General features: G+C 54.7%; 19 protein-coding genes. 8 read left to right on the top strand and 11 right to left on the bottom strand.

Features of this window, described 5'->3' with window-relative positions; all coding sequences use genetic code 11:
- The first annotated feature begins 68 nt into the window (after nt 1-68).
- Nucleotides 69-3245 (top strand): DUF1553 domain-containing protein, encoded by a 3177-nt coding sequence (locus Pla144_RS21150; protein WP_146452689.1) that lies wholly within the window; start codon nt 69-71, stop codon nt 3243-3245.
- 18 nt (nt 3246-3263) lie between these two features.
- Nucleotides 3264-4730: a DUF1501 domain-containing protein gene (locus Pla144_RS21145; protein ID WP_146452688.1), complete on the top strand. Its 1467-nt coding sequence runs from the start codon at nt 3264-3266 to the stop codon at nt 4728-4730.
- Nucleotides 4731-4744: 14 nt separating this feature from the next.
- Here Pla144_RS21145 and Pla144_RS21140 read toward each other — a convergent pair whose 3' ends face one another.
- The 3 genes from Pla144_RS21140 to Pla144_RS21130 form a co-directional block, all read right to left on the bottom strand.
- Entirely contained in the window at nt 4745-5317 is a 573-nt protein-coding gene (locus Pla144_RS21140; protein WP_231936480.1) for an IS630 family transposase, read from the bottom strand.
- Entirely contained in the window at nt 5314-5688 is a 375-nt protein-coding gene (locus Pla144_RS21135; protein WP_146452686.1) for a helix-turn-helix domain-containing protein, read from the bottom strand. The genes Pla144_RS21140 and Pla144_RS21135 overlap by 4 nt, the downstream gene beginning before the upstream one ends.
- A gap of 160 nt (nt 5689-5848) precedes the next feature.
- The gene (locus Pla144_RS21130; protein ID WP_146452685.1) at nt 5849-6946 is read right to left on the bottom strand and encodes a sugar kinase; all 1098 of its coding nucleotides are present in this window, start codon (nt 6944-6946) and stop codon (nt 5849-5851) included.
- A gap of 616 nt (nt 6947-7562) precedes the next feature.
- Between Pla144_RS21130 and Pla144_RS21125 the strand changes: the two genes are divergently transcribed.
- Both Pla144_RS21125 and Pla144_RS25625 read left to right on the top strand, forming a co-directional pair.
- Nucleotides 7563-7796, top strand: a complete 234-nt coding sequence (locus Pla144_RS21125; RefSeq protein WP_197530889.1) for a ribbon-helix-helix domain-containing protein — start codon at nt 7563-7565, stop codon at nt 7794-7796.
- A 56-nt stretch (nt 7797-7852) separates the two neighbouring features.
- Nucleotides 7853-8203 (top strand): type II toxin-antitoxin system RelE/ParE family toxin, encoded by a 351-nt coding sequence (locus Pla144_RS25625; RefSeq protein WP_146452711.1) that lies wholly within the window; start codon nt 7853-7855, stop codon nt 8201-8203.
- On the opposite strand, the gene Pla144_RS21115 is transcribed toward Pla144_RS25625, so the two are convergent.
- Together Pla144_RS21115 and Pla144_RS21110 are read right to left on the bottom strand one after the other, a co-directional pair.
- Nucleotides 8112-10859 (bottom strand): carboxypeptidase regulatory-like domain-containing protein, encoded by a 2748-nt coding sequence (locus Pla144_RS21115; RefSeq protein ID WP_146452683.1) that lies wholly within the window; start codon nt 10857-10859, stop codon nt 8112-8114. The two genes, Pla144_RS25625 and Pla144_RS21115, sit on opposite strands and share 92 nt — an antisense overlap.
- Nucleotides 10856-11263: a BlaI/MecI/CopY family transcriptional regulator gene (locus Pla144_RS21110; protein ID WP_146452682.1), complete on the bottom strand. Its 408-nt coding sequence runs from the start codon at nt 11261-11263 to the stop codon at nt 10856-10858. The genes Pla144_RS21115 and Pla144_RS21110 overlap by 4 nt, the downstream gene beginning before the upstream one ends.
- A gap of 225 nt (nt 11264-11488) precedes the next feature.
- Here Pla144_RS21110 and Pla144_RS21105 point away from each other — a divergent pair, with 225 nt between their 5' ends.
- On the top strand, nt 11489-12733 hold the full coding sequence (locus Pla144_RS21105) for an N-acetyltransferase (protein ID WP_146452681.1): 1245 nt from the start codon (nt 11489-11491) through the stop codon (nt 12731-12733).
- A gap of 33 nt (nt 12734-12766) precedes the next feature.
- On the opposite strand, the gene fabF is transcribed toward Pla144_RS21105, so the two are convergent.
- The 5 genes from fabF to rpmF form a co-directional block, all read right to left on the bottom strand.
- Entirely contained in the window at nt 12767-14002 is a 1236-nt protein-coding gene (fabF, locus tag Pla144_RS21100; RefSeq protein ID WP_146452680.1) for a beta-ketoacyl-ACP synthase II, read from the bottom strand.
- 153 nt (nt 14003-14155) lie between these two features.
- Nucleotides 14156-14389, bottom strand: coding sequence for an acyl carrier protein (locus Pla144_RS21095; protein WP_146452679.1), 234 nt, complete (start codon nt 14387-14389; stop codon nt 14156-14158).
- A gap of 288 nt (nt 14390-14677) precedes the next feature.
- A complete protein-coding gene (fabG, locus tag Pla144_RS21090) occupies nt 14678-15448 on the bottom strand; it encodes a 3-oxoacyl-[acyl-carrier-protein] reductase (protein ID WP_146452678.1) in 771 nt (256 codons plus the stop codon).
- A 25-nt stretch (nt 15449-15473) separates the two neighbouring features.
- Nucleotides 15474-16385, bottom strand: coding sequence for an ACP S-malonyltransferase (fabD, locus tag Pla144_RS21085; protein WP_146452677.1), 912 nt, complete (start codon nt 16383-16385; stop codon nt 15474-15476).
- A gap of 62 nt (nt 16386-16447) precedes the next feature.
- On the bottom strand, nt 16448-16627 hold the full coding sequence (gene rpmF, locus Pla144_RS21080) for a 50S ribosomal protein L32 (RefSeq protein WP_146452676.1): 180 nt from the start codon (nt 16625-16627) through the stop codon (nt 16448-16450).
- A 255-nt stretch (nt 16628-16882) separates the two neighbouring features.
- Between rpmF and Pla144_RS21075 the strand changes: the two genes are divergently transcribed.
- From Pla144_RS21075 to Pla144_RS21065, 3 genes are read left to right on the top strand one after another with little or no spacing between them, the layout of a single operon-like run.
- Nucleotides 16883-17404, top strand: coding sequence for a GNAT family N-acetyltransferase (locus tag Pla144_RS21075; protein WP_146452675.1), 522 nt, complete (start codon nt 16883-16885; stop codon nt 17402-17404).
- Nucleotides 17405-17446: 42 nt separating this feature from the next.
- The gene (locus Pla144_RS21070; RefSeq protein WP_146452674.1) at nt 17447-18331 is read left to right on the top strand and encodes a restriction endonuclease; all 885 of its coding nucleotides are present in this window, start codon (nt 17447-17449) and stop codon (nt 18329-18331) included.
- Between the two features lie 40 nt (nt 18332-18371).
- Entirely contained in the window at nt 18372-19187 is an 816-nt protein-coding gene (locus Pla144_RS21065) for a sulfite exporter TauE/SafE family protein (RefSeq protein ID WP_146452673.1), read from the top strand.
- A gap of 106 nt (nt 19188-19293) precedes the next feature.
- Here the strand turns inward: Pla144_RS21065 and ruvB are convergent, their stop codons facing one another.
- Nucleotides 19294-20382: a Holliday junction branch migration DNA helicase RuvB gene (gene ruvB / locus Pla144_RS21060; RefSeq protein WP_146452672.1), complete on the bottom strand. Its 1089-nt coding sequence runs from the start codon at nt 20380-20382 to the stop codon at nt 19294-19296.
- Between the last annotated feature and the right edge of the window lie 24 nt (nt 20383-20406).

Below are 20406 nucleotides of genomic sequence, written 5' to 3'. Positions count from 1 at the left end.
CTCACTTCTGGTGCCTCATCCGCTTTGATTGACGAATTGTCAATCTTTCCAGACCTAAAAGCAGCTATATGGTCAAGTATTTCAAATTACTGAGAAGTTTCTTGGAAGTTGCCGGGTGCTTACTTTTCTTGGGAATTGCCTCGGTTTCCTTCGCCAGCGAACCGCTTCAATACAACCGAGACATTCGCCCGATCCTTTTCGATAGCTGCATAGCTTGTCATGGTCCCGACAGCGCTTCGCGTGAAGCCGATCTGCGTCTTGATCTTCGTGAGGAGGCAATTGATGCTGGCGCAATCGTGCCCGGTGATCCGGAGTCGAGTGAACTCATCCGCAGAATCCATGCGGAAGATGAAGCCGAGCGGATGCCGCCTATCGAAACCAAGAAGACTCTTACTGTGGAGCAAATCGAGACTTTGTCCCGTTGGATTCGCGAGGGTGCCGAGTATGAGCCTCATTGGTCGTTTATTCCCCCTGTGAAACCGGAGCTGCCTGAAGTCAAGAATTCCTGGTGGGTTCGGAACCCTATCGACCACTTTGTTGCCGCGAGACTTGAGAGTGAAGGTCTCGCTCCTGCTTCTGAGGCAGACCGTCGCACGTTAGCTCGCCGACTGAGTCTCGATCTGACCGGGTTGCCCCCCTCGCCTGAAGTCGTCGAGGAATTCGTCAACGATTCCTCAAAGGACGCCTACGAAAATTTGGTCGACCAGCTGCTTGAATCACCTCACTGGGGAGAGCACCGCGGTCGTTATTGGCTCGATGTGGCTCGCTATGCGGATACGCATGGGATCCATTTTGATAATTTTCGAGAGATGTGGTCGTACCGCGACTGGGTAATCGATGCGTTCAACAAGAACATGCCGTTCGATGAGTTCACGATCGAGAATCTTGCCGGTGACCTTCTACCCAACGCCACTCTCGAGCAGAAAATAGGCTCGGGTTTCAATCGCTGCAACATCACGACCAACGAAGGAGGAGCGATCAGCGAAGAATACAACGTGCTCTATGCCCGCGATCGTACCGAGACGACGGCCGTCACCTGGATGGGGCTGACGGCTGGATGTGCCGTCTGCCACGATCACAAGTTCGATCCACTCAAACAACGTGAATTCTACGAGTTGTCGGCATTCTTTAATAACACAACCCAAGCGGCCATGGACGGAAACATTAAGGATACCCCCCCCGTGGTGGTCGTGCCGCAAGATGAAGACCAGCAGCGCTGGGATGAGGTGCGTGATACGCTCGCTCAAGTTCGGCAAGATATGGATTCCCGTCGCCAAGTGGCACGCCAGGAATTTGATACTTGGGTCGTCTCCGGCCAGCGGATTGAGCCAGAGAACGAGATGCCTCAAGAAGGCTTGCAATTCCATGCAGCCTTCGATGAGGGGGGCGAGCAATTCTCATACTTTGTAAAGGGTGAAAAACGTGAGATTTCGAAACCTCAGAATCTCGTTTGGCGCGACGGACCCACTGGCAAGAATGCCGCGTATCTAGAGGGAGGACAAATACTCGAAGTATCTGAAGTGGGGAAATTTAAGAAGAAGCAGCCCTTCGGTGTCTCTCTATGGATCAAGGTTCCTGCTAACGACGGTTCAGGGGCAGTCTTGGCACGTATGGAAGACGGAGTTCGCCATCAGGGTTGGGATTTATGGCTCCAAGGGCGCCGCATCGGCTCACATTTCATTCAGAAGTGGCCTCAGAATGCCATCAAGGTACTTACCAAAAAACAGCTCCCTGCTGACGAGTGGACCCATGTCTCGGTTGTCTACGATGGCAGCATGAAGGCCGCTGGCTTTAAGATTTACATAAACGGACTTGCTCAAGAAGTACAGGTCGAGGCCGATACTCTCGTCCACGATGAAAGCACGCATTCAGATGTTCCCTTCAAGATTGGGCAACGTGACAAGGGTGCGCCCATCTCCGGAGTTACGCTTTCCGACGTGCGAGTTTATGAGCGAGAACTGAATTCTCAAGATGTCACGACGCTCGCTAGTCGCGTGATCTTTGCAGTTCTGGACAAACCGATTGAAGACAGAAAACCTGCTGAGTTGGATGCTCTCTACGATTGGTGGCTGGGAAATCGCGACATTCAATATCCGCAACTCGTTCAGCAGAATGACGCCCTTCAACGAGAAGAGCAGGAGATCGTGGCACGTGGCACGGTGGCTCATATTATGCAGGAGCGTGATGAAGCAGCGGCGGCCTTCGTACTCAACCGTGGTGAATACGACCAACGTGGTGAAGAGGTCCAGCCGGGGACGCCTGCCATGCTGCCTCCGTTTGATGAGGATTTGCCTCGGAATCGCTTGGGGCTGGCCAAGTGGCTGCTAGATCCTGCCCACCCACTCACTGCACGAGTGATCGTCAATCGCTTTTGGCAAGACGTTTTTGGAACCGGCTTAGTCAAAACCTCGGGGGACTTTGGTGTGTCGGGGCAACTCCCCTCACATCCCGAATTACTCGATTGGCTGGCGGTAGATTTTCGGGAATCAGGTTGGGACGTCAAACGGTTATTCAAACAATTGGTCATGAGTGCCACCTATCGGCAGAGTGCAGCGATCACACCTGAAAAACTTGATCGCGATCCTGACAACCGATTACTCTCTCGCGGCCCTCGCTTCCGCATGGATGCCGAGATGGTCCGCGACTATGCCTTGGAAGCGAGCGGTTTGTTAGTCGAAAAGATCGGTGGTCCTAGTGTGCGGCCTTATCAACCGCCTGGAGTGTGGGAGGCCGTTGCGATGATCGGCAGCAACACGCGAGACTACCAGCAAGATGAGGGAGACGCTCTCTATCGTCGCAGTATGTACACCTTTTGGAAGCGCTCAGCCCCACCAGCCTCGATGGATATTTTCAATGCCCCTGCGCGAGAGCAGTGCACAACCCTCCGCGAGCGTACAAACACACCGCTGCAAGCACTGGTGACCTTGAACGATCCACAGTTTGTCGAAGCGGCCCGAATTCTTGCCAGCCAAGCTTTGCACCAGGCTGGCCAGCAGTTTAACGAGCGTGTCCAGTGGATCGCCGAGAAATTGCTGAGCCGCCATTTTCGCGATGAGGAACTTGCAGTGGTTCAGGCTTCTTACGATCAGTTGTCAACTCACTACGAGTCTCATGCGGAGGAAGCGAAAGAACTGATCGCCGTTGGTGAGTCACCGACTGATGAAACCATGCCCGCAACGGAATTGGCAGCCTGGACTATGACTGTCAACCAGTTGATGAATCTCGATGAAGTGCTGAATAAGTGAAATAGTGAGTAATTCACCATGACCAGTTTTAACGAATATCGCACCCAAGTTACCCGTCGCCATTTTTTCTCTCAAGGTGCCAATCTCTTGGGTACCGCTGCGATGGCTTCCCTGGGAGGAAGCATTTTGAGCAACAGGGCTGAAGGAGCCAGCACCTCGGCGAGCGCCTTGGCAGGTAAGTTCCATCTCCCGCCCCGTGCTAAACACGTGATCTACTTGCACATGGTGGGTGGCCCACCCCAAATGGATATGTTTGACTACAAGCCCGTCATGAAACAGTGGTTCGACAAGGACTTGCCTGAATCGGTCCGTATGGGGCAGAGGCTCACGACCATGACGTCTGGTCAAGCCCGGTTTCCTGTCGCACCTTCCAAGTACCAGTTTGAACGAGTCGGACAAGCGGGAATGTGGATGGGGGAACTCCTTCCTTGGCTCAAGCAGTCAGTCGACGACATGACGTTCGTCCGCAGCATGCACACCGAGGCGATCAACCACGAGCCCGCCATCACTCTCATGCAGACGGGCAATCAGGTCACCGGTCGCCCCTGTCTGGGTGCCTGGAGTTCCTATGGACTGGGGTCACTCAATGAGAATTTGCCGACATTCGTGGTGATGGTTGCTCGGCCCACGAATGTTGAGCAGGTACAAGCCATTTCGGCGCGGTTGTGGTCGTCGGGTTTCTTGCCAGGACAACATGCCGGAGTGAGCCTACGCTCGGCGGGGGACCCGATTCTCTACATCAACAATCCCCCTGGTGTCTCGCGCGAGGTGCGGCGCACCACACTTGACGGCATCGAAGCCCTCAACGAAATGAACTTTCAGCAACTCGGGGATCCGCAAACCGAGACCCGCATCCAACAATACGAAATGGCCTTCCGCATGCAAGCCAGCGTGCCGGAGTTGACCAATATCACCAGCGAATCAGAGTCCACCTTCCAGCTCTACGGCGAGGCCGCCCGCGAGCCAGGCACCTTTGCCTACACGGCCCTGATGGCCCGGCGCATGGTCGAGCGCGGTGTCCGTTTCGTGCAGATCTACCACAACAATTGGGACACCCATGGAAACGTCGCCGGTCGGCTTCCAGATCAGTGCCGCGATGTCGATCAACCTTGCCATGCCTTGATTCAGGATCTCAAACAGCGAGGCATGCTCGATGACACGATCGTTATCTGGGGCGGCGAGTTCGGCCGCACCATTTATTCGCAAGGGGGACTCACCGCCGACAACTATGGTCGCGATCATCACCCCCGCTGCTTCACAATGTGGATGGCCGGCGGTGGATTCAAGCCTGGCACGATCCATGGCGAGACGTGTGATTTTTCCTACAACATTGTCAAAGACCCGGTCCACATTCGCGACTTCCACGCCACGGTGCTGCACCAACTCGGCTTCGACCACGAACGATTCACATTCAAGAGCCAGGGCCTCGACCAAAAACTAACCGGCGTCCTCCCCGCAAGCGTTGTCACCAAGCTACTCAGTTAGTCCCATTAGAGCACCTAACACTTGCGTGTTCCGTATCCGTTATGCGTGAACCATCCGGCGAGATCCTGTAGAGTGACCGCTTGGAGTGCTTTACCGATGGCGGTGACCAACGTCCGCTTGGTGCGTGCAGCGAAACTGCGTAGTTGGCTTTTTACTTTGGACCACATCAGTTCGATCGGATTACAGTCGGGTGAGTAAGGCGGCAAGTACCTAACTTCGGCACCGACTGCTTCAATCGCTTCGACCACACAGCCCGCCTTGTGGCTGGAGAGGTTGTCCATCACGACGATGTCTCCGGGACGCAGTACTGGTGCAAGAAACTGCTCGACAAAGCCATGAAACACCAACGTGTTAGTCGCCCCCTCGGTCACCATCGCGGTAGCGACGCCTTCCAGACGAATCGCAGAAATCATCGTTGTGGTATTCCAGTGACCGCCTGGAACGGCATCGAAGAGTCGTTGCCCCTGAGGGGCGCGTCCATATTGCCGTGTCATGTTGGTCTTGGCTCCACTTTCGTCCAAGAAAACCAGGCGATTAGGATCGACCTGGCGGATCTTTTTCTTCCAAGCCTTGCGCTGCTTTTTCACCTCGGGGCGATCTTGCTCACTGGCACGTAGCGTCTTTTTTTTCGCGTGAATCCCAATTGCTTCAGCGCTCGTGACACCGTCATGTTACAGCACCGAATACGGCTGCACTTGCGAAGCTCGTCGAGCGTGGCGGCAGGTTTCTTTTCCACCAAAGTCTTCAGTCGCTCCAGGCGTTCCGGTGTGAATTTTGGGTCCCAGCCACCCGCATGCGGCAACGGCTCGATCGAGCCGGTCTTACGACGATGTTGCACGAGCAGGCGAATCCAACGTGTAGTCACGCCAAATGTTTCAGCTATTTCTCTACGCGTATCGATACCTTCATCTACCGCCAGCAGAACACGAGCACGCAAATCGATCGAATAGGCTTCCATTGCCAGCACTCCATAACAAATACGCCTCCCTGCAAAACGCCAAGTAAGATAGCCTAGGCACAGCGGAAAAAGCGAGAGTGATTTGCTCTAGCCGCGATGCGTAGCGCTCACGTTAGCCGCGATGCGGAGCGCCAGCGCAGCAGAGCGAGTCTTCCCTCAATCACCGCACAACCCGCGCCCCGCCGCCGCCCATCAACTTCTCGACTTCCTTGACCGTCGCCATCGAGGTATCCCCCGGCGTGGTCATCGCCAATGCCCCGTGGGCTGCCCCATAATCGACAGCTTTTTGGCCATCCCCCGTCGTGAGAAAGCCGTAAATGAGCCCGCTGGCAAAACTATCTCCTCCGCCGACGCGATCCATGATCTCTAGCCTGGGATAGGCCCGCGATTCATAGAATTTGCTGTCGTACCAGACGATCGCGCTCCAGTCATTCACTGTCGCGGTATGAACTTCCCGCAGGGTGGTGGCGGTCGCGACAAAGTTGGGGAACTCCGCGACCGCCTTTTCGATCATCCGCTTGAAATTCTCGACGTCGATGTTGCTGATATTTTCATCCACCCCCTCGACTTCCAAACCCAGACAGGCCGTAAAGTCTTCTTCGTTGCCGATCATAACGTCGACCGACTTGGCAATTCTGCGATTCACCTCTTGCGCCTTCGCTTGACCACCAATTCCTTCCCACAAGGAAGGGCGGTAATTGAGGTCGTAGCTCACGATCGTGCCATGTTTCTTGGCGGACTCGACCGCCGCGATGACCGTCTCCGGCGTCGTGGCACTAAGCGAGGCGAAGATACCCCCCGTGTGCAACCACTGCACGCCAAGCTTGCCGAATAGATGGTCCCAATCGATGTCCTCGGGCTTAAGTTGACTCGCGGCCGTGATTCCTCGATCGCTGCACCCCACCGCGCCACGGACACCGAATCCACGCTCGGTAAAGTTAAGTCCGTTGCGAACCGTGCGACCAATCCCATCGTACTTCACCCAGCGAATCAGTGAGGTATCGACCCCCCCTTGCAAGATGCAGTCCTCGACCAACCGCCCGACATCGTTGTCAGCAAACGCCGTAATAACTCCGGTCCGCATGCCAAAACACTTGCGCAACCCACGGGCGACATTGTATTCCCCGCCCCCTTCCCAAGCACGAAACTGTCGTGTGGTCCGAATACGTCCTTCACCCGGATCCAGTCGCAACATGACTTCGCCGAGTGAGACGAGATCATAACGGCAATCTTCCGCGGGTTTGATTTTTAGCTGCATGGATTTCCCCCTCACCATTCTCTCTCAGTGTCTTAATTGGAAGCTGCGATTTGCAACAGAGTGATTATTCGCACAATTTAACCTGAATGCATTCAGTCTCAAAGCCTTGAATTCGTAGCAAAACTGAGAAGGTAAGTAAATGGCTTTTGCAGTGGAAAGAAATGATAGTGTATAGGTCAACTTTCCTCAGTATGCAATCATAGAGTTATCCCTCACCTTACCTTTGATAATTGGAAATAGAAGTCAAGTAACATTCGATCTGCGTAATTCTCAAGTCCATAGGCTTTGCAAACATCCGTGCAGATTGGCTGGCAGAGTTCGAGGCTGCCCGCGCCCGGACTCTGGAAGAGCGATTTCGCTACAGTTTTATTCGCACCTATAAGCCTGTGCTGGACGATGGCACTTATCGCTCCTTCGACACGATGGCAGAGTATCGCCAATAGTGCGAAGAAAACCTTCCTGATTGGTTAGGCTATGGGCGCGTTTGAATATCGGCAAGATTTGCGTATATCCTTGGGGAAGGTATAATCCGATGAGGGCGACATTCATAGCGACCTCGAATATCTTCATCTTGATTTCCCAAATAACAGGGACTTTTTCTAATTTGGAGCGGACTATGGAAATCCAACTACCCACAGATCAACAAGCGATTGTCGAGGACATGGTGGCATCGGGTCGATTTTCTTCCGTGAACGAAGCTATCTCGGCAGGTGTTCGCTTGCTGGCATCGACCGAAGCACTACGACAAGAGGTGCAATTAGGAATTGAGCAGGCAGACCGAGGAGAAGTGATTGACCACGATACGGTATTCTCCCGACTAAGGACGGTGGCAGCCTCAGCCCAAGGCTAAATCGATAAGTGAGTAAACCATACTACACATCGGGTGCCGTTAGTGATTTGTAAGGCATCCTGACCTATATCTCGCGCGATAAGCCTAATGCTGCGTTGGCGTGGGTTGAGAAGATCGAGGCCAAGTGCCTTTTGATCGCATCTTCGCCAGACCTGGGAGTATCACAACCAGAACTCGGTGCTGGAATTCGAGCCAATGTTGTGGGCCGATATGTCATTTTCCACCGGAAAACCAATGAGCGGATAGAAACCTACGAGTCATCCCAGGCGATCGCAATATCACCAAGTTATAGCCCGGCTTTTTGCAAACATCTCCTTAGGGAATATCAGGAACCTCCGGCACAAACACGCCATTCTCATACGCATCCTTGTCCTCGGCATCCATCGGTTTCAGTAAGTCAAGACTGAGTGCTTGAGGCTCTGCCTGGCCTTCTTTCATGACAAAGAGAAGTTCCTTCTCTTGACCCTCCACGAGATTCACCTGCTGTGGCGTCGTATGAAACCCGCGCTTCTCCACGGTAACGACGAGCGGCTCATCGGGCAAGAGTTGCCACGAGCGCCAACGTCCATCGGGTTGCGATTCAAAGCGAGTGGGGCTTTCTGTTGAAGTAATGACAAGCGTACCGTCTCTAGCTAGCCGGCCATACCGCACGATGGGTGTGCAATATTCAACCGCTTTCCCCTCTTGGTCGACAGGCTTTACAAGTAAAATTGGAGCCACATATTGGATCACTTCTATTCCTGAGATATCATCCTTAACCGCCCCCAAACGAACTATGCGTCCAAGTTGAAGCGGGGCATCGTGTGATTTTCGCCAGCGAATCGAACTATGCTCGTTCGTGATGAAATCAATTAGAACATCCTGCAGTCCATACGGAACCTTAATTTCAAACTTGCCATCTTTCTCCAGCCTTGAACTCTGATCTGTGAAATTCTTGCCATCCAGATTTCCTCTCACAAACATTACATAGCCAGATCTTGGCACTCCAGCACTGCTTAAGTAGGTTCCCTTAATTCGTACCGAAGGTACGGCTCGAATCGTCAATTCCTCAGGAGTTGAGTCACCTGCAATCGAAATCGTGTGTTGTAGAAATATCTGTTCCAAAGGTGCTGGGTCGTAGCCGTCAGCGTTCGACTGAACCCCCAAAGTGTACTCACCATCTGGAAGCGAAACTAAATCAAATTCTCCAGATGTACCGGTTGCCGCTTTGCGTTTGATGTGGTTGGCAACCCCGATGTGCTTGAGAAAATCATCAACTTCTTCGCCATCTCTTTTTTTGCGTGCCTCCACTCGAGCTCCTATCACTGGTTCACCTTCGGTGTCCATTACGCGACCGGTCAGCGATGTACCTCGATGCATAGTCAATAGGCCCCAGTCCTCCTGTCGGTCGCCTATTCGGAAAGCCTGTGGAGAATACTGCTCAGGTTCGATCCACACGACCCCGTCACCAGAGTTGGGAAGGACGAGACGAAATTTGCCATTGGCATCGGTCGATGTTTTGTCGAAGGTACCCCGACCGTAAGAGTAGGAATCTGCTAGGTAAGGCGCCGAGCACATTGATATTGTTACGTCTGCGAGCGGTTCTCCTGCAGGCGAAACCACCGTACCGGTTATCGCCTTGCCTGGCCAGAGTTTTATGTGTGAGTAGAACGGAGGCTCACCAAGCGATAGGTTCTTCAAAATCATGGAGTAGGTATATCCTGACCGCCCAAAAGACGCGTAATCCGGATGATGAGCCTCGACCTCCAGATAGAGACTGCTCTCGCTCGCCTGTTCGGGAGAGAGCACAAAGCTATATTTGCCTTCGGAGTTGGTAGTATGCTCCGTCTTTTCCAGAGTTCGCCGCCCCCCCGTTTCAGGATCGCGGCTCAACTTACGATACACAGTGACTTTCACTCCAGGGATTGGCTCACCAGTGACAGCGTCAGTTACTACGCCGGTGAAGGTGGTGCCTTTTGATGCATCAGTGGTTACAGTTGGATATTCTGAATGAGACTTTTGCAACTCCGCCGGCGTCAGCGTCACCAGCGATAATCCCCCCGCCAATCCCAACAGCGTCACCAGCGACCCCACCCGCCACCTCCGTGAACAACTTCGCAGGATCGTGAGTTTTTCATCTAAGAGTAGCGCCAACCGGCGCTTGAGTTGCGAGCGGGTTTCCCACAAGCCGATCGAGGACGCCAGCCGCGGCACTCGGGTTTCACTTGCGTATCGGGCCAACTCGACCAACTCCTCGGCGTACACCGTGCGGCTGGTCAATTCCGCCGCAGCCGTGTCGGCCAGTACTTCTTGATCCAGTCGCACCCGGCGGCGCCAGAGCCAGAACAGCGGGTGTGCCCACAGCAGCACCATGAGTACCCGCAGCGCGGCCATCAGCCACAAGTCGCGGTGTCGCAGATGGGCCAGTTCATGGGCCAAGACGGTCCGCATTTGCTCGGTGCGGGCGTGTTTAACCAAATTGCGAGGCAGCAAGATGGCGGGCTTCCGCAGTCCCACCGCGACTGCCACGGGTAGATGGTCGAGCACTCCGACCGTGGGGAGCGGCATTCCTGTCGGAGTCAACTCTGAGAGCATTGCCAAGATGTTCTCGGCTGCGGGCTCGGCTTTTCTGCGTAACCGTCGCACTTGCCACGCCCCCAATGTCAGCCACACGACGACGATCACCGAGCAAGTTGCGAAAAGATACAGCACGAGGACTCCCCAATCGATCACTGAGATGGACTCACTGGGCTCAACTCGAAGAGGAGGTGCTGGCATCGACGAGCCTTCAGAAATCCGAGGTACCACCGGCATTGACTGTCGAATTGCTTGGCCGGCGATCGGCTGCAGGTTTTCAGCCCACACTGGAATCTCCGGGGCAGGGGAGAGCAAATGCACACTCGACCAACCAGGTAGCGCACACAACATTGCCAACACAATCAGTCCCCCAGCCGTCGCCCAAGCGAGGGCAATGCGCCGCGCGGGTTGGCCCGCAAAGAGGCACACCAAGAATTCGCCGCCCAGTAGCAAGGTCGCCAACAGGTAGAAATCTCCAAGCCACCGCGAACCATCGAGCGTGTTCATGGTTGTTTCCCTTTCTTCTTGCCGGGAGATTTTTCTTTGGCTTCAGCGAGCATTGCTTCAAGCTGCGCAATCTCGTCTGCCGTGATTCTTCGTTTACCCAGTGCGTGAACCAGATATTCATCCAGGGCTCCATCAAACACCCGGTCGAGAAAACCAGTGGCAAGTTGGCGGAGCGTGTTTTCCCGAGCGATCGCGGGGAGATAAATATAAGCTTTCCCTTCACTGCGATGCGTGACCAGGCCTTTTTGCTCCATCACCTGCAACAACGACAGCACCGTGGTATAGGCCAGACTCTCGCCCCCCTTGTTTAGTGCGTCGCACACCTCGCGCACTGATGCTTCGCCGCATTCCCACAACACCTTGAGGGCTTCTAATTCACGCTCGGTCGGTTGCACTTCGGGCACAATGAATCTCCTCGGAAAAGTGATTTCTACTGGTCGTCCAGTAGGTTCTACCCGCATTCTACTGGTTGACCAGTAGTTGTCAAGAAAAAATCGAGGAGGTGTTCAGAATCGGTGGCGCCTGGAGATTCAATAACGCTTCTGGCTCGCCCTGTAACAATGCCGCGGAATCTCCGCTTAATCGGGTAACAAACAACTCGCGCTCCCCCTCGTTTAGGAGATATCCCGATGAACCTGTCTGCCGTACTTAATTCGCCGTTCTTGCCCGCTGCCAGTCCTCGCTTTACCTGGTCGCAGCTGACCATGGCACCCTCCTCGGCGAGCGTCCATGCCGTGACCACTCGGCGTGACGTGGCCGAATTCATTGATCTCCCCAAGCGGATCTACCAATTCGACCCCAACTGGGTCGCACCTCTCGATATGCAGGTCCGCGAATTTCTCGACCCGCGTCGCCATCCGTTCTTCCGCCACGGCTCAGCGCAGGCCTTTCTCGCCCGCCGTGATGGGCATACCGTCGGACGCATCGTCGTGAGCGACGACCCCGCCTACAATCAGGTTCACGGCACCAACGTCGGGTGCTTTGGTATGTTTGAGTCAATCGACGACGTCCGCACCAGCCGGGCCCTCCTGGACCGGGCGAGTGCCTGGTTGCGATCCCGTGGCCGCACCCAAATGATGGGCCCCATCGATTTCTCCACCAACTATCCTTGCGGCCTGTTGGTTGATGGGTTCGATACACCACCCGCCGTGATGATGAACCACCATCCGCATTACTACGAGCGATTGCTCGCACGTTATGGACTCGAAAAAGCCAAGGACCTGTATGCCTGGTGGTTCAATCGCCACAACAACATGGACGCCCACTGGAGCGGCCGGGTACAAAGACTGTCAGAGCGTTACGGCGTGACGGTGCGCCCGATGGACTTCACAGACTTCGACGCCGAGATTGCCCGCTGTAAAACTCTCTACCACGAGTCGCTCGATCAGAACTGGGGCTTCGTGCGGATGAGTGATGCCGAGTTCGACCATTTGGCCCGCGATTTGAAGCGACTGGCTGTGCCAGAGTTGGTGCAACTAGCCGAAGTGGCGGGCCGCCCGGTTGGCGTTTCGATTATGCTCCCCAATCTCAACGAAGCGATCCAACCCCTGGGCGGTCGTCTCACTACGGCAGGAGTTCCTCTCGGTCTGATGCGACTTGCATGCAGAATGCGAAAGATTCGCACCGGTCGGTTGGCAGTGCTGGGCGTGATTCCCGGCTACCGCAAACGGGGCGTCGCCGAATCTCTGATTCAGCAATCATTCCTCAACAGCATCGAAAAGCTCGACTACCACGGCGCAGAACTAAGCTGGACCCTTGAAGATAATGCCTTAGTAAACCGCATGATCGAGCGCGTCGGTGGCCGGCGGTATAAGACTTACCGCATCTTTCAGAAGGAATTGTTTCCGGGCGGGAGGATTGGGACGCGGAGATAGGTGTGGGAAGTCCAGGTATAAGGCTGGGCACCTCTATAGCTTCCCAACCAATATCGAAGCATTGTGCCCACCAAAGCCGAAGCTGTTGTTCATCGCGCGGCGGATCGGGCGTTCTTGAGGAGTTTTCGGCGTGTAGTTGAGGTCGCAGTCCGGGTCGGGGGTGTCGAGATTGATTGTCGGCGGGGCGACCTGATCGCGGATAGCCAACAGGCACATCACCATCTCTACACCACCGCTGGCGCCCAAAGTGTGTCCCAGTTGGCTCTTAGTGCTGGAGACGTTCAGCTTGTAGGCGTGATCCTCGAAGACCCGCTTGATGGCGATCGTCTCGGCCTTGTCTCCCAACGGAGTGCTGGTGCCATGGGCGCTGATGTAGTCGACCTCCGATGGGTTCAGTCCCGCATATTCCAGGGCGTTGCTCATTGCCCTGGCGGCGCCGGTCCCTTGCGCGTCTGGCTGAGTGATATGCCCCGCGTCGGCACTGGCTCCGAAGCCGAGCACCTCGCCATAAATGTGCGCCCCGCGGGCCTTGGCAAATTCCATCTCCTCGAAGACCAGAATGCCTGCTCCTTCGGCGAGCACGAACCCATCGCGGTCGGCGTCAAAGGGCCGACTGGCACCCTGGGGGTCGTCATTCCGCATGGAGAGCGCCTTCATGTTAGAAAATCCGGCAAGCCCCATCGGGGCAACGGCGGCCTCGGAGCCGCCTGTGACCATCACCTCGGCCTCGCCGTAACGAATTGCCTTGAAAGCATCCCCCATGGCATTGGTGGCGCTGGCGCAGGCAGTGGCAACGGCACAATTGGGCCCGCGTAGTCCAAATCGGATCGAGATATGCCCACTCGCGGCATTGAGCATCAACTTCGGAATCGTGAAGACCGATACCTTGTCGGGGCCCTTCTTAATAAGACGGGCTTCTTGTTCTTCGATTTCGTTGAGCCCACCGATCCCCGAACCGACTATTGCGCCTAATCGAAAGGGGTCGTACTTTGTGAAGTCGATGCCAGAATCTTTTACGGCATCAACGGCGGCCACGAGCGCGAACTGAGAGAAGCGATCAAGCCGCTTCTCTTCTTTCGAGTCGATGTAACCCTCTACGGACCAGTCGGCGACATCGCCGCCGAATTTGACCTTATAGTCAGCCACATCGAAGAGGCTGATCTCGTGAATGCCACTCTGGCTATCAAGAATCTTCTTCCAAAGATCGGTAACCTCGCAAGAGAGCGAAGTGACGGCACCAAGTCCTGTTACGACAACACGTCGATTCATCGTTCTGACCCAATCGCTGAGGTGTCGAGAGAATGATGTTCAAATAAATCCTGTAGAACAGCCCCTGCTGTGAACTCAGCGCAGGGGACAACACGTTGAGGGAACCCAACCTCGCGGCAGTTGCCTGAAGCAATCGACCACGGTGGTCCCTGACTACTTATTCTGTTCAATAAACTCTACCGCCTGACCAACGGTTTGAATTTTCTCGGCAGCGTCGTCGGGAATATTGATATCGAACTCTTCTTCCAACTCCATGACCAATTCAACTGTGTCCAGTGAATCGGCACCCAAGTCGTTTACGAAGGAGGTTTCCGGAGTGATCTTGTCTTTATCAACTCCGAGTTGCTCCGCCACGATGTCAGTCACACGCTCTAGTATTGAGGCCACTTAGATGGTCCTCCATTATCCCGGTAAAAAAATATGCCCATGCGTCGCAAGGCTTGAGATGAGGCTTTCGCCCAACCCGATATTCTCGCGACAACAACTATGTAAGTTTGAATTCGCCCAGACTAGCACTAGTCTCCGAGTCCTAGAAGAGACGACTCGGAAAGGCGTGCTACCGTTGCCGAAGCTTCACAATAGACCGTCCAAGTAAAGTTGGTCAAGATTACCGTTTCTCCAGATGATTGTCTAGGTCGCCTCGGGTGATTCGTATCGGTGGCAACCTCAATCAGGCTAAGCAGTTAGGCCTCCATCTATCACGAGAGTTTGGCCCGTCAGATAGGCTGCCGAGGCACTGGCGAGGTAAAGTACGGCGTCTGCAATCTCCTCGACTTCACCCAGACGCTTCGCAGGAACTCGCTTCTTAACTTCATCCTGCACAACCGGACCCATCGCGTCGGTCATTTCGGAGGAAATAAACCCAGGGCAAATCGCATTGACTGTCACCTTGCGACCGGCGATTTCGCGGGCCACAGTCTGGGTGAGCCCAATGATTCCCGCTTTTGAGGCTGAATAATTCGCCTGCCCCGGATTGCCCATAATGCCCGACACGCTGGAGATGTTGATAATCCGTCCAGAGCGTTTCCGCATCATTTCTTGAATCGCCCCGCGAGTGAATATAAAGACGCTCCGTAGATTCGTGGCGATTACGTCGTCCCATTCTTCGTCGCTCATGCGCGGGATCAGCGTATCGCGGGTGATGCCGGCGTTATTGACCAGAATATCAAGTTGCCCCCATTCGGCGACAACCGCTTCGATTACCTTCTGCGAAGCCGCCGAGTCAGTTACATCACACGGGTAGACCGCTGCCGTGCCACCAGCGTCGCTGATAGCTTTTGCCGTTTCAGCGAGTTTTTCTTTGCTACGGGCAATGCAGGCGACCTTCGCACCGGCCGCAGCCAACGTGAGGGCGATCGACTTGCCGATGCCCTGGGAGGCGCCCGTGACGATTGCCGACTGGCCAGAGAGATCGACTTGAATTCTACGATTTGGTGTTTCACTCATAATTTGGTTATCCCTAAATTTCTTCTTAGGCTTCGACACTTTCAAACGGCAGCTTGCGGGAAATACGTTTCATGAGTCCACGCAACACACGCCCAGGACCGATTTCATAGCAGCTTTCGATGCCGAATTCACCGATGAGCCACTGTATGGAATTTTCCCACAACACTGGCTCAAGCACTTGTCGTTCGAGCAGGCTACGGATTTCTGCCGGGTCTTCATGGGGACGGGCATCGACGTTGGAAACCACGGGGATTCTAGGGGTCACAATATCCACATCTGCCAAGGCTGCCTGCAATCGTTCCACAGCTGGCTGCATCAGCGGCGTATGGAATGCACCAGCAACGGCGAGAGGTATCACTTTCATCGCACCGGCCTCCTCGGCGAGCGGTGTGATCCGTTCACAAGCAGACTTACTACCTGAAACCACGATGTTCCCAGGGCAGAGAAAATTCGCCAACTGCAAGACATCCGCACCCCGCGCCTGGTCAACGAGTTCTTCGACTTGAGCTCGATCGAGCCCCAGCACACTGACCATGCCGCTCGGTGCAGCATCCGAGGCGTCTTGCATCGCCTGTCCGCGCACTTGCACCACACGTAGTGCCGCATCAAATTTCATGGCACCGGCAAAGACCATTGCCGTGTATTCTCCCAAACTCAAGCCCGCAGAAGCAGAACAGGCCTCGACGACCTCCGGCGAATCTTGTTTGAGTTTTTCGAGTGCAGCCAGACTACAAACGAACAGCGCGGGTTGGCTATGGACGGTCGAGTTGAGTTTCTCTGGAGGGCCGGAGGTGCATAGCTCCAGGAGGTCGTAGCCTAAGATGTCGGCTGCTCGGTCGAAGAGACCCCTAGCCTTGGGTAGGGAACTTGCCAGCGCTGCCCCCATTCCCACCGATTGGGCACCTTGACCAGGAAACAGAAACGCGGTTTTTGTCACGACGGCGCTCAATCAGAGTTTTCGTGCAAGCAAGTCGCACAAGGTGAGTAGAAACGCGGGAACTAGTCCTCGGTTTCGACCATCACCCGGCCCATATACTGCCCACAGTTGGCACAGACGGTGTGGGTGGGTCCTGGAGTGCCGCACTTGGGACAAGACTGCAACTGCCGGGCGGTTAGTGCATTGTGCGAGCGACGCTTGCCACTGCGAGAATTAGAATGTTTGCGTTTGGGTACGGCCATGACTCACGGCTCCAACGAACCTGTTAATACTGACGGGGATCACTATGTGGGAAGCCCCCCAGGATACCGGCTTTTAGATTGACACGCAATGGTCGGAAAGTGGAAAAACCATAGCAAAAATAGGGGATTAGTACGAAATAATGCCCTGGTAGCTGCGACAAGACACCCCCCCAGAGGAGCACGTCCCTCGGACTCCTGCGTCGAAGGGATGCTAAGCTGTTACCTACTTACTCAGAAAACCAAGCGATATTTCCGATGTGCGATCCCGTAACCCTCCGTCGCTACCAATTGTCCGATGTCGATGCAATTTGGGAGGCCGTCCAGGAGTCTAGAGCAGAACTTTCTCGCTGGATGACCTGGTGCCATGAGGATTACTCCCTCGAAGACAATCGGAAGTGGGTGGAAGGGAGGCCGATGGCTTGGGATTCCAACGAGGAATGGGGTTTCGTGATCGTTGGCGAAAATGACCGCGTTCTTGGCACATGCGGAATCCATCGCATTGATCTCATGCATCATGTCGGCGAACTCGGTTATTGGGTTCGCACTTCAGCTGCTGGCCAAGGTGTTGCCACACAAGCAACCCAACAACTTTGTAATTGGGCATTTCGCGAAAAGTCACTGCGACGAATCGAGATTCTCACCGACGTCGAAAACCTGGCTAGTCAAAGCGTGGCTATCAAGTCTGGCGGAATCTACGAAGGCACGCTGCGACAGAGATTGTACGTGCAAGGTTTAGCACATGATTGTATGCTCTTTGCAGTGCTCGATGATGATTAAACAGCGGACGAAAATAGCGCCACGGCGTTTAGGTTCTAAAATATGAACATTCTCGCTCATATCGAGACCTTGAAACAACAGGCAGCACAATTCTCATCGCAGCTTGCAGAAACAGAACGACATTCCCGCGACACCCTAACAGTGGTGAGGCGAGCTAAACGACGAGTACTCTATTATCGGTTTGCCAGAGCACTGAGAGAACCTGCCAAGGATTACTCCTTATGGTTTCCAGGAGTCTTGGTTGTGGGTTTCGCCTTTGCAGCGGCATTAGCATTTGTCTTCCTCTTTCTCGTCGGCCTCTCTTCGACAACCATCGCAATCGGAATGTTAGTATCTGCCGTGGCAATGCTTATTCTTCTGGCGATGGCGATTTCCAGGCCCGCAACGGTTGAGTTGCCGGCTTTCCTCGAAGAACAACTAACATGTATTAGGCAACACAAACAAGAATTAGACCGCATCAACACCGATGCGAAGAAACTTCGCGAGCAAATTCTATCCACCAAAGCCACTATCAACGAACTCGCGGAATCGGATCGACTTAAGCGGCAACTTTTACTCAAAGAAAATTGGAAGACGTTGGAAGGCGCCCAATGGCAAGAGTATCTCGTCAAAGTGTTTGAGGCGCTCGGCGCAAGTGCGCAAACAGCTCGTACCTCCGGCGAGGAAGGAGTTGATTTAATCGTGCGCTTTGGAGAAATAATGATCGCAGTACAGACGAAGGGGTACGTCGGCAGCGTAGGCAAGGAAGCTGTTCAGCAAGTTGTGGCGGGTAAAGTCCACTACGGTTGCGACCGCGCAGCCGTCATTACAAACAGCCGCTTCACCGCTCCTGCAAGGTCGATCGCAATGGGCCAATCCTGCTTTTTAATCGGCGAACAAGAATTCCCTGCCTTCGTCATGGGGAGTAATCTGGAAATGTTTCGATGAAATATGAACACGCATCCCAAGTTTAATAACGAAACTCCTCATGACCGAGCAACTGATCGTACATCTTATCGCCATCGTGGTAGCCGGTCTTGTCGCGGGATTTGCAGGTGGGCTTTTTGGAATTGGCGGGGGAGCCATCCTCGTTCCCACATTTCTGGCACTTTTTCCCCATATGGGGGTGAGCCAAGACGTTGTGATGCACTCTGCTGTCGGTACTTGTCTTGCACTCGTCGTGCCTGCGGCGATTATGGCCACGAAAACGCATTATAAGCTTGGAAATCTCGATGCTCGCATGCTCCGGTCTTGGATGCCTTGGATCCTGCTTGGGACAGTGACGGGGGCGCTCACAATTCAGCTGCTCCGGACTCACGACCTTCAGGTCATCTTCACCCTTTATCTGTTCGCCAGCGCAATCTATGTGGCTGTCAAAAGTGCTTCTGAAACGAGAGGCGAAGGAGAACCGCCAAGCTCCGTCAAAGTTGGCGGCGGCTTTGTGATCGGCATGTTGTCAGTTTGGCTTGGCCTCGGAGGAGGTACATTTACGGTTCCCTATCTCTGCGCGTTTCACTATCCAATCAAGAAATCCATCGCAATCTCCTCCGCGACAGGAATCGTCATCGGCACGGGCGGCGCGATTGGAGCGGCCATCCACGGATGGGGCGCTCCTGGGCTCGCCCCTTATTCACTCGGCTACATCAACGGCATCGCCTTTGCTGTCATTGCCCCGCTCGTGATGGCCATCGCCCCGCTTGGCTCAAAGACGGCCTCCAAAGCTCCCGAGCGATTGCTCAAGTGGATTTACGTCGCCCTCCTCGCCACGATCAGCTGTTACATGGCGTATCGCACCTTTTTCTAGGAATGCGAAACATGCGAAACCAAGCAGGTTAGTAAATTTGTCGTTGCCAGGTAGTTAAGTAGATAAGCAGCTTGCTCGGCCAAATGCCGCTCAGCGGCAAGCCGCCCTACTCAAAAAGCCGTTCTTGCTCCGCGTCGATCGGCTCGGCGAAGGCGCTGCGGAAATCGACTGGTGGGGTTACGCCTAAGTGGTGATAGGCGGCGGCGGTCAGTTTGCGGCCCCGCGGAGAACGAACTACCAGCTCGGCACGCAAGAGAAACGGTTCCACTTCGTCAGTGAGAGTGTCGGTGGCCGTATTCAGGGTGTGGGCTACGGCTTCCACGCCAACTGGTCCACCGTGGAATACCCGCAGGATAGTCTCCAGGTACTTGCGATCCTGAACGTCGAGGCCCATGTGGTCGATGCCGAGCATCTTTAGCGCGGTCTGGGCGACGTCGAGCGTGATCTTTCCGTCAGCGCGACTGGTGGCGTAGTCGCGCACCCAGCGCAGCCGATTATTGGCTACTCGCGGGGTTCCTCGACTACATGAGGCGATTTTTTCAGCAGAAGCATCATCGATCTCGATACGGAGTTTGGCCGCGTTGCGGCGGACGATCTCGCTCAGTTCATCTTCGCTGTAGAACTCTAGATGTTCGCGGACCTGGAAACGATCTCGCAGCGGGGCCGATAGCATGCCGCTGCGAGTGGTAGCACCGATGAGCGTAAATGGTCGTAGCGACATGTTCACTGTACGCGCTGAGACCCCTTCGCCCAGTGTGATGTCAACACGAAAGTCCTCCATGGCCGGATACATAAATTCCTCGACAGCCTTAGGCAGGCGATGGATTTCGTCAATAAACAGTATCGAGCCTTCCTCGGCGTTCGTCAGATAAGGCAGCAGGTCCTTAGGTGCTGCGAGCGTGGCACCACTGGCAATTTGCAGCGAGACATCTAGCGCGCGGGGGATACAAGTAGCGAAAGTCGTTTTGCCCAGACCCGGGGGGCCATCGAGCAAGACATGTCCCAAAGGTTCGCCGCGAATCAGGGCCGCATCCACGGCGATCTTGAGCCGCTCGTAGACCTCTCGCTGCCCGACCATGTCCTCCATCCGCTTCGGCCGCAGAGCGACGTCTTCCTCGCGTTGCTGCGGATCTATGGCGGGCGCAACTTCCGGGGGAGCAGTATCTTCGGCGGAGAGAATCGGTTCGCGAGCCATAACGTCTCATTCAAAATGTGAACA

Source organism: Bythopirellula polymerisocia (assembly GCF_007860015.1).
Taxonomy (GTDB): Bacteria; Planctomycetota; Planctomycetia; order Pirellulales; family Lacipirellulaceae; genus Bythopirellula; species Bythopirellula polymerisocia.
The sequence above is the reverse complement of the archived record's forward strand: the minus strand, read 5'-3'. Positions and strand labels throughout refer to the sequence as shown.

Coding starts and splice junctions, on each gene's coding strand:
- rpmF (WP_146452676.1), bottom strand. CDS start 16,627: ATGGCCGTACCCAAACGCAAACATTCTAATTCTCGCAGTGGCAAGCGT.
- fabG (WP_146452678.1), bottom strand. CDS start 15,448: ATGAGTGAAACACCAAATCGTAGAATTCAAGTCGATCTCTCTGGCCAG.
- Pla144_RS21065 (WP_146452673.1), top strand. CDS start 18,372: ATGACCGAGCAACTGATCGTACATCTTATCGCCATCGTGGTAGCCGGT.
- ruvB (WP_146452672.1), bottom strand. CDS start 20,382: ATGGCTCGCGAACCGATTCTCTCCGCCGAAGATACTGCTCCCCCGGAA.
- Pla144_RS21070 (WP_146452674.1), top strand. CDS start 17,447: ATGAACATTCTCGCTCATATCGAGACCTTGAAACAACAGGCAGCACAA.
- Pla144_RS21125 (WP_197530889.1), top strand. CDS start 7,563: ATGGAAATCCAACTACCCACAGATCAACAAGCGATTGTCGAGGACATG.
- Pla144_RS21145 (WP_146452688.1), top strand. CDS start 3,264: ATGACCAGTTTTAACGAATATCGCACCCAAGTTACCCGTCGCCATTTT.
- Pla144_RS21075 (WP_146452675.1), top strand. CDS start 16,883: ATGTGCGATCCCGTAACCCTCCGTCGCTACCAATTGTCCGATGTCGAT.
- fabF (WP_146452680.1), bottom strand. CDS start 14,002: ATGAATCGACGTGTTGTCGTAACAGGACTTGGTGCCGTCACTTCGCTC.
- Pla144_RS21105 (WP_146452681.1), top strand. CDS start 11,489: ATGAACCTGTCTGCCGTACTTAATTCGCCGTTCTTGCCCGCTGCCAGT.
- Pla144_RS21130 (WP_146452685.1), bottom strand. CDS start 6,946: ATGCAGCTAAAAATCAAACCCGCGGAAGATTGCCGTTATGATCTCGTC.
- Pla144_RS21135 (WP_146452686.1), bottom strand. CDS start 5,688: ATGGAAGCCTATTCGATCGATTTGCGTGCTCGTGTTCTGCTGGCGGTA.
- Pla144_RS21150 (WP_146452689.1), top strand. CDS start 69: ATGGTCAAGTATTTCAAATTACTGAGAAGTTTCTTGGAAGTTGCCGGG.
- Pla144_RS21115 (WP_146452683.1), bottom strand. CDS start 10,859: ATGAACACGCTCGATGGTTCGCGGTGGCTTGGAGATTTCTACCTGTTG.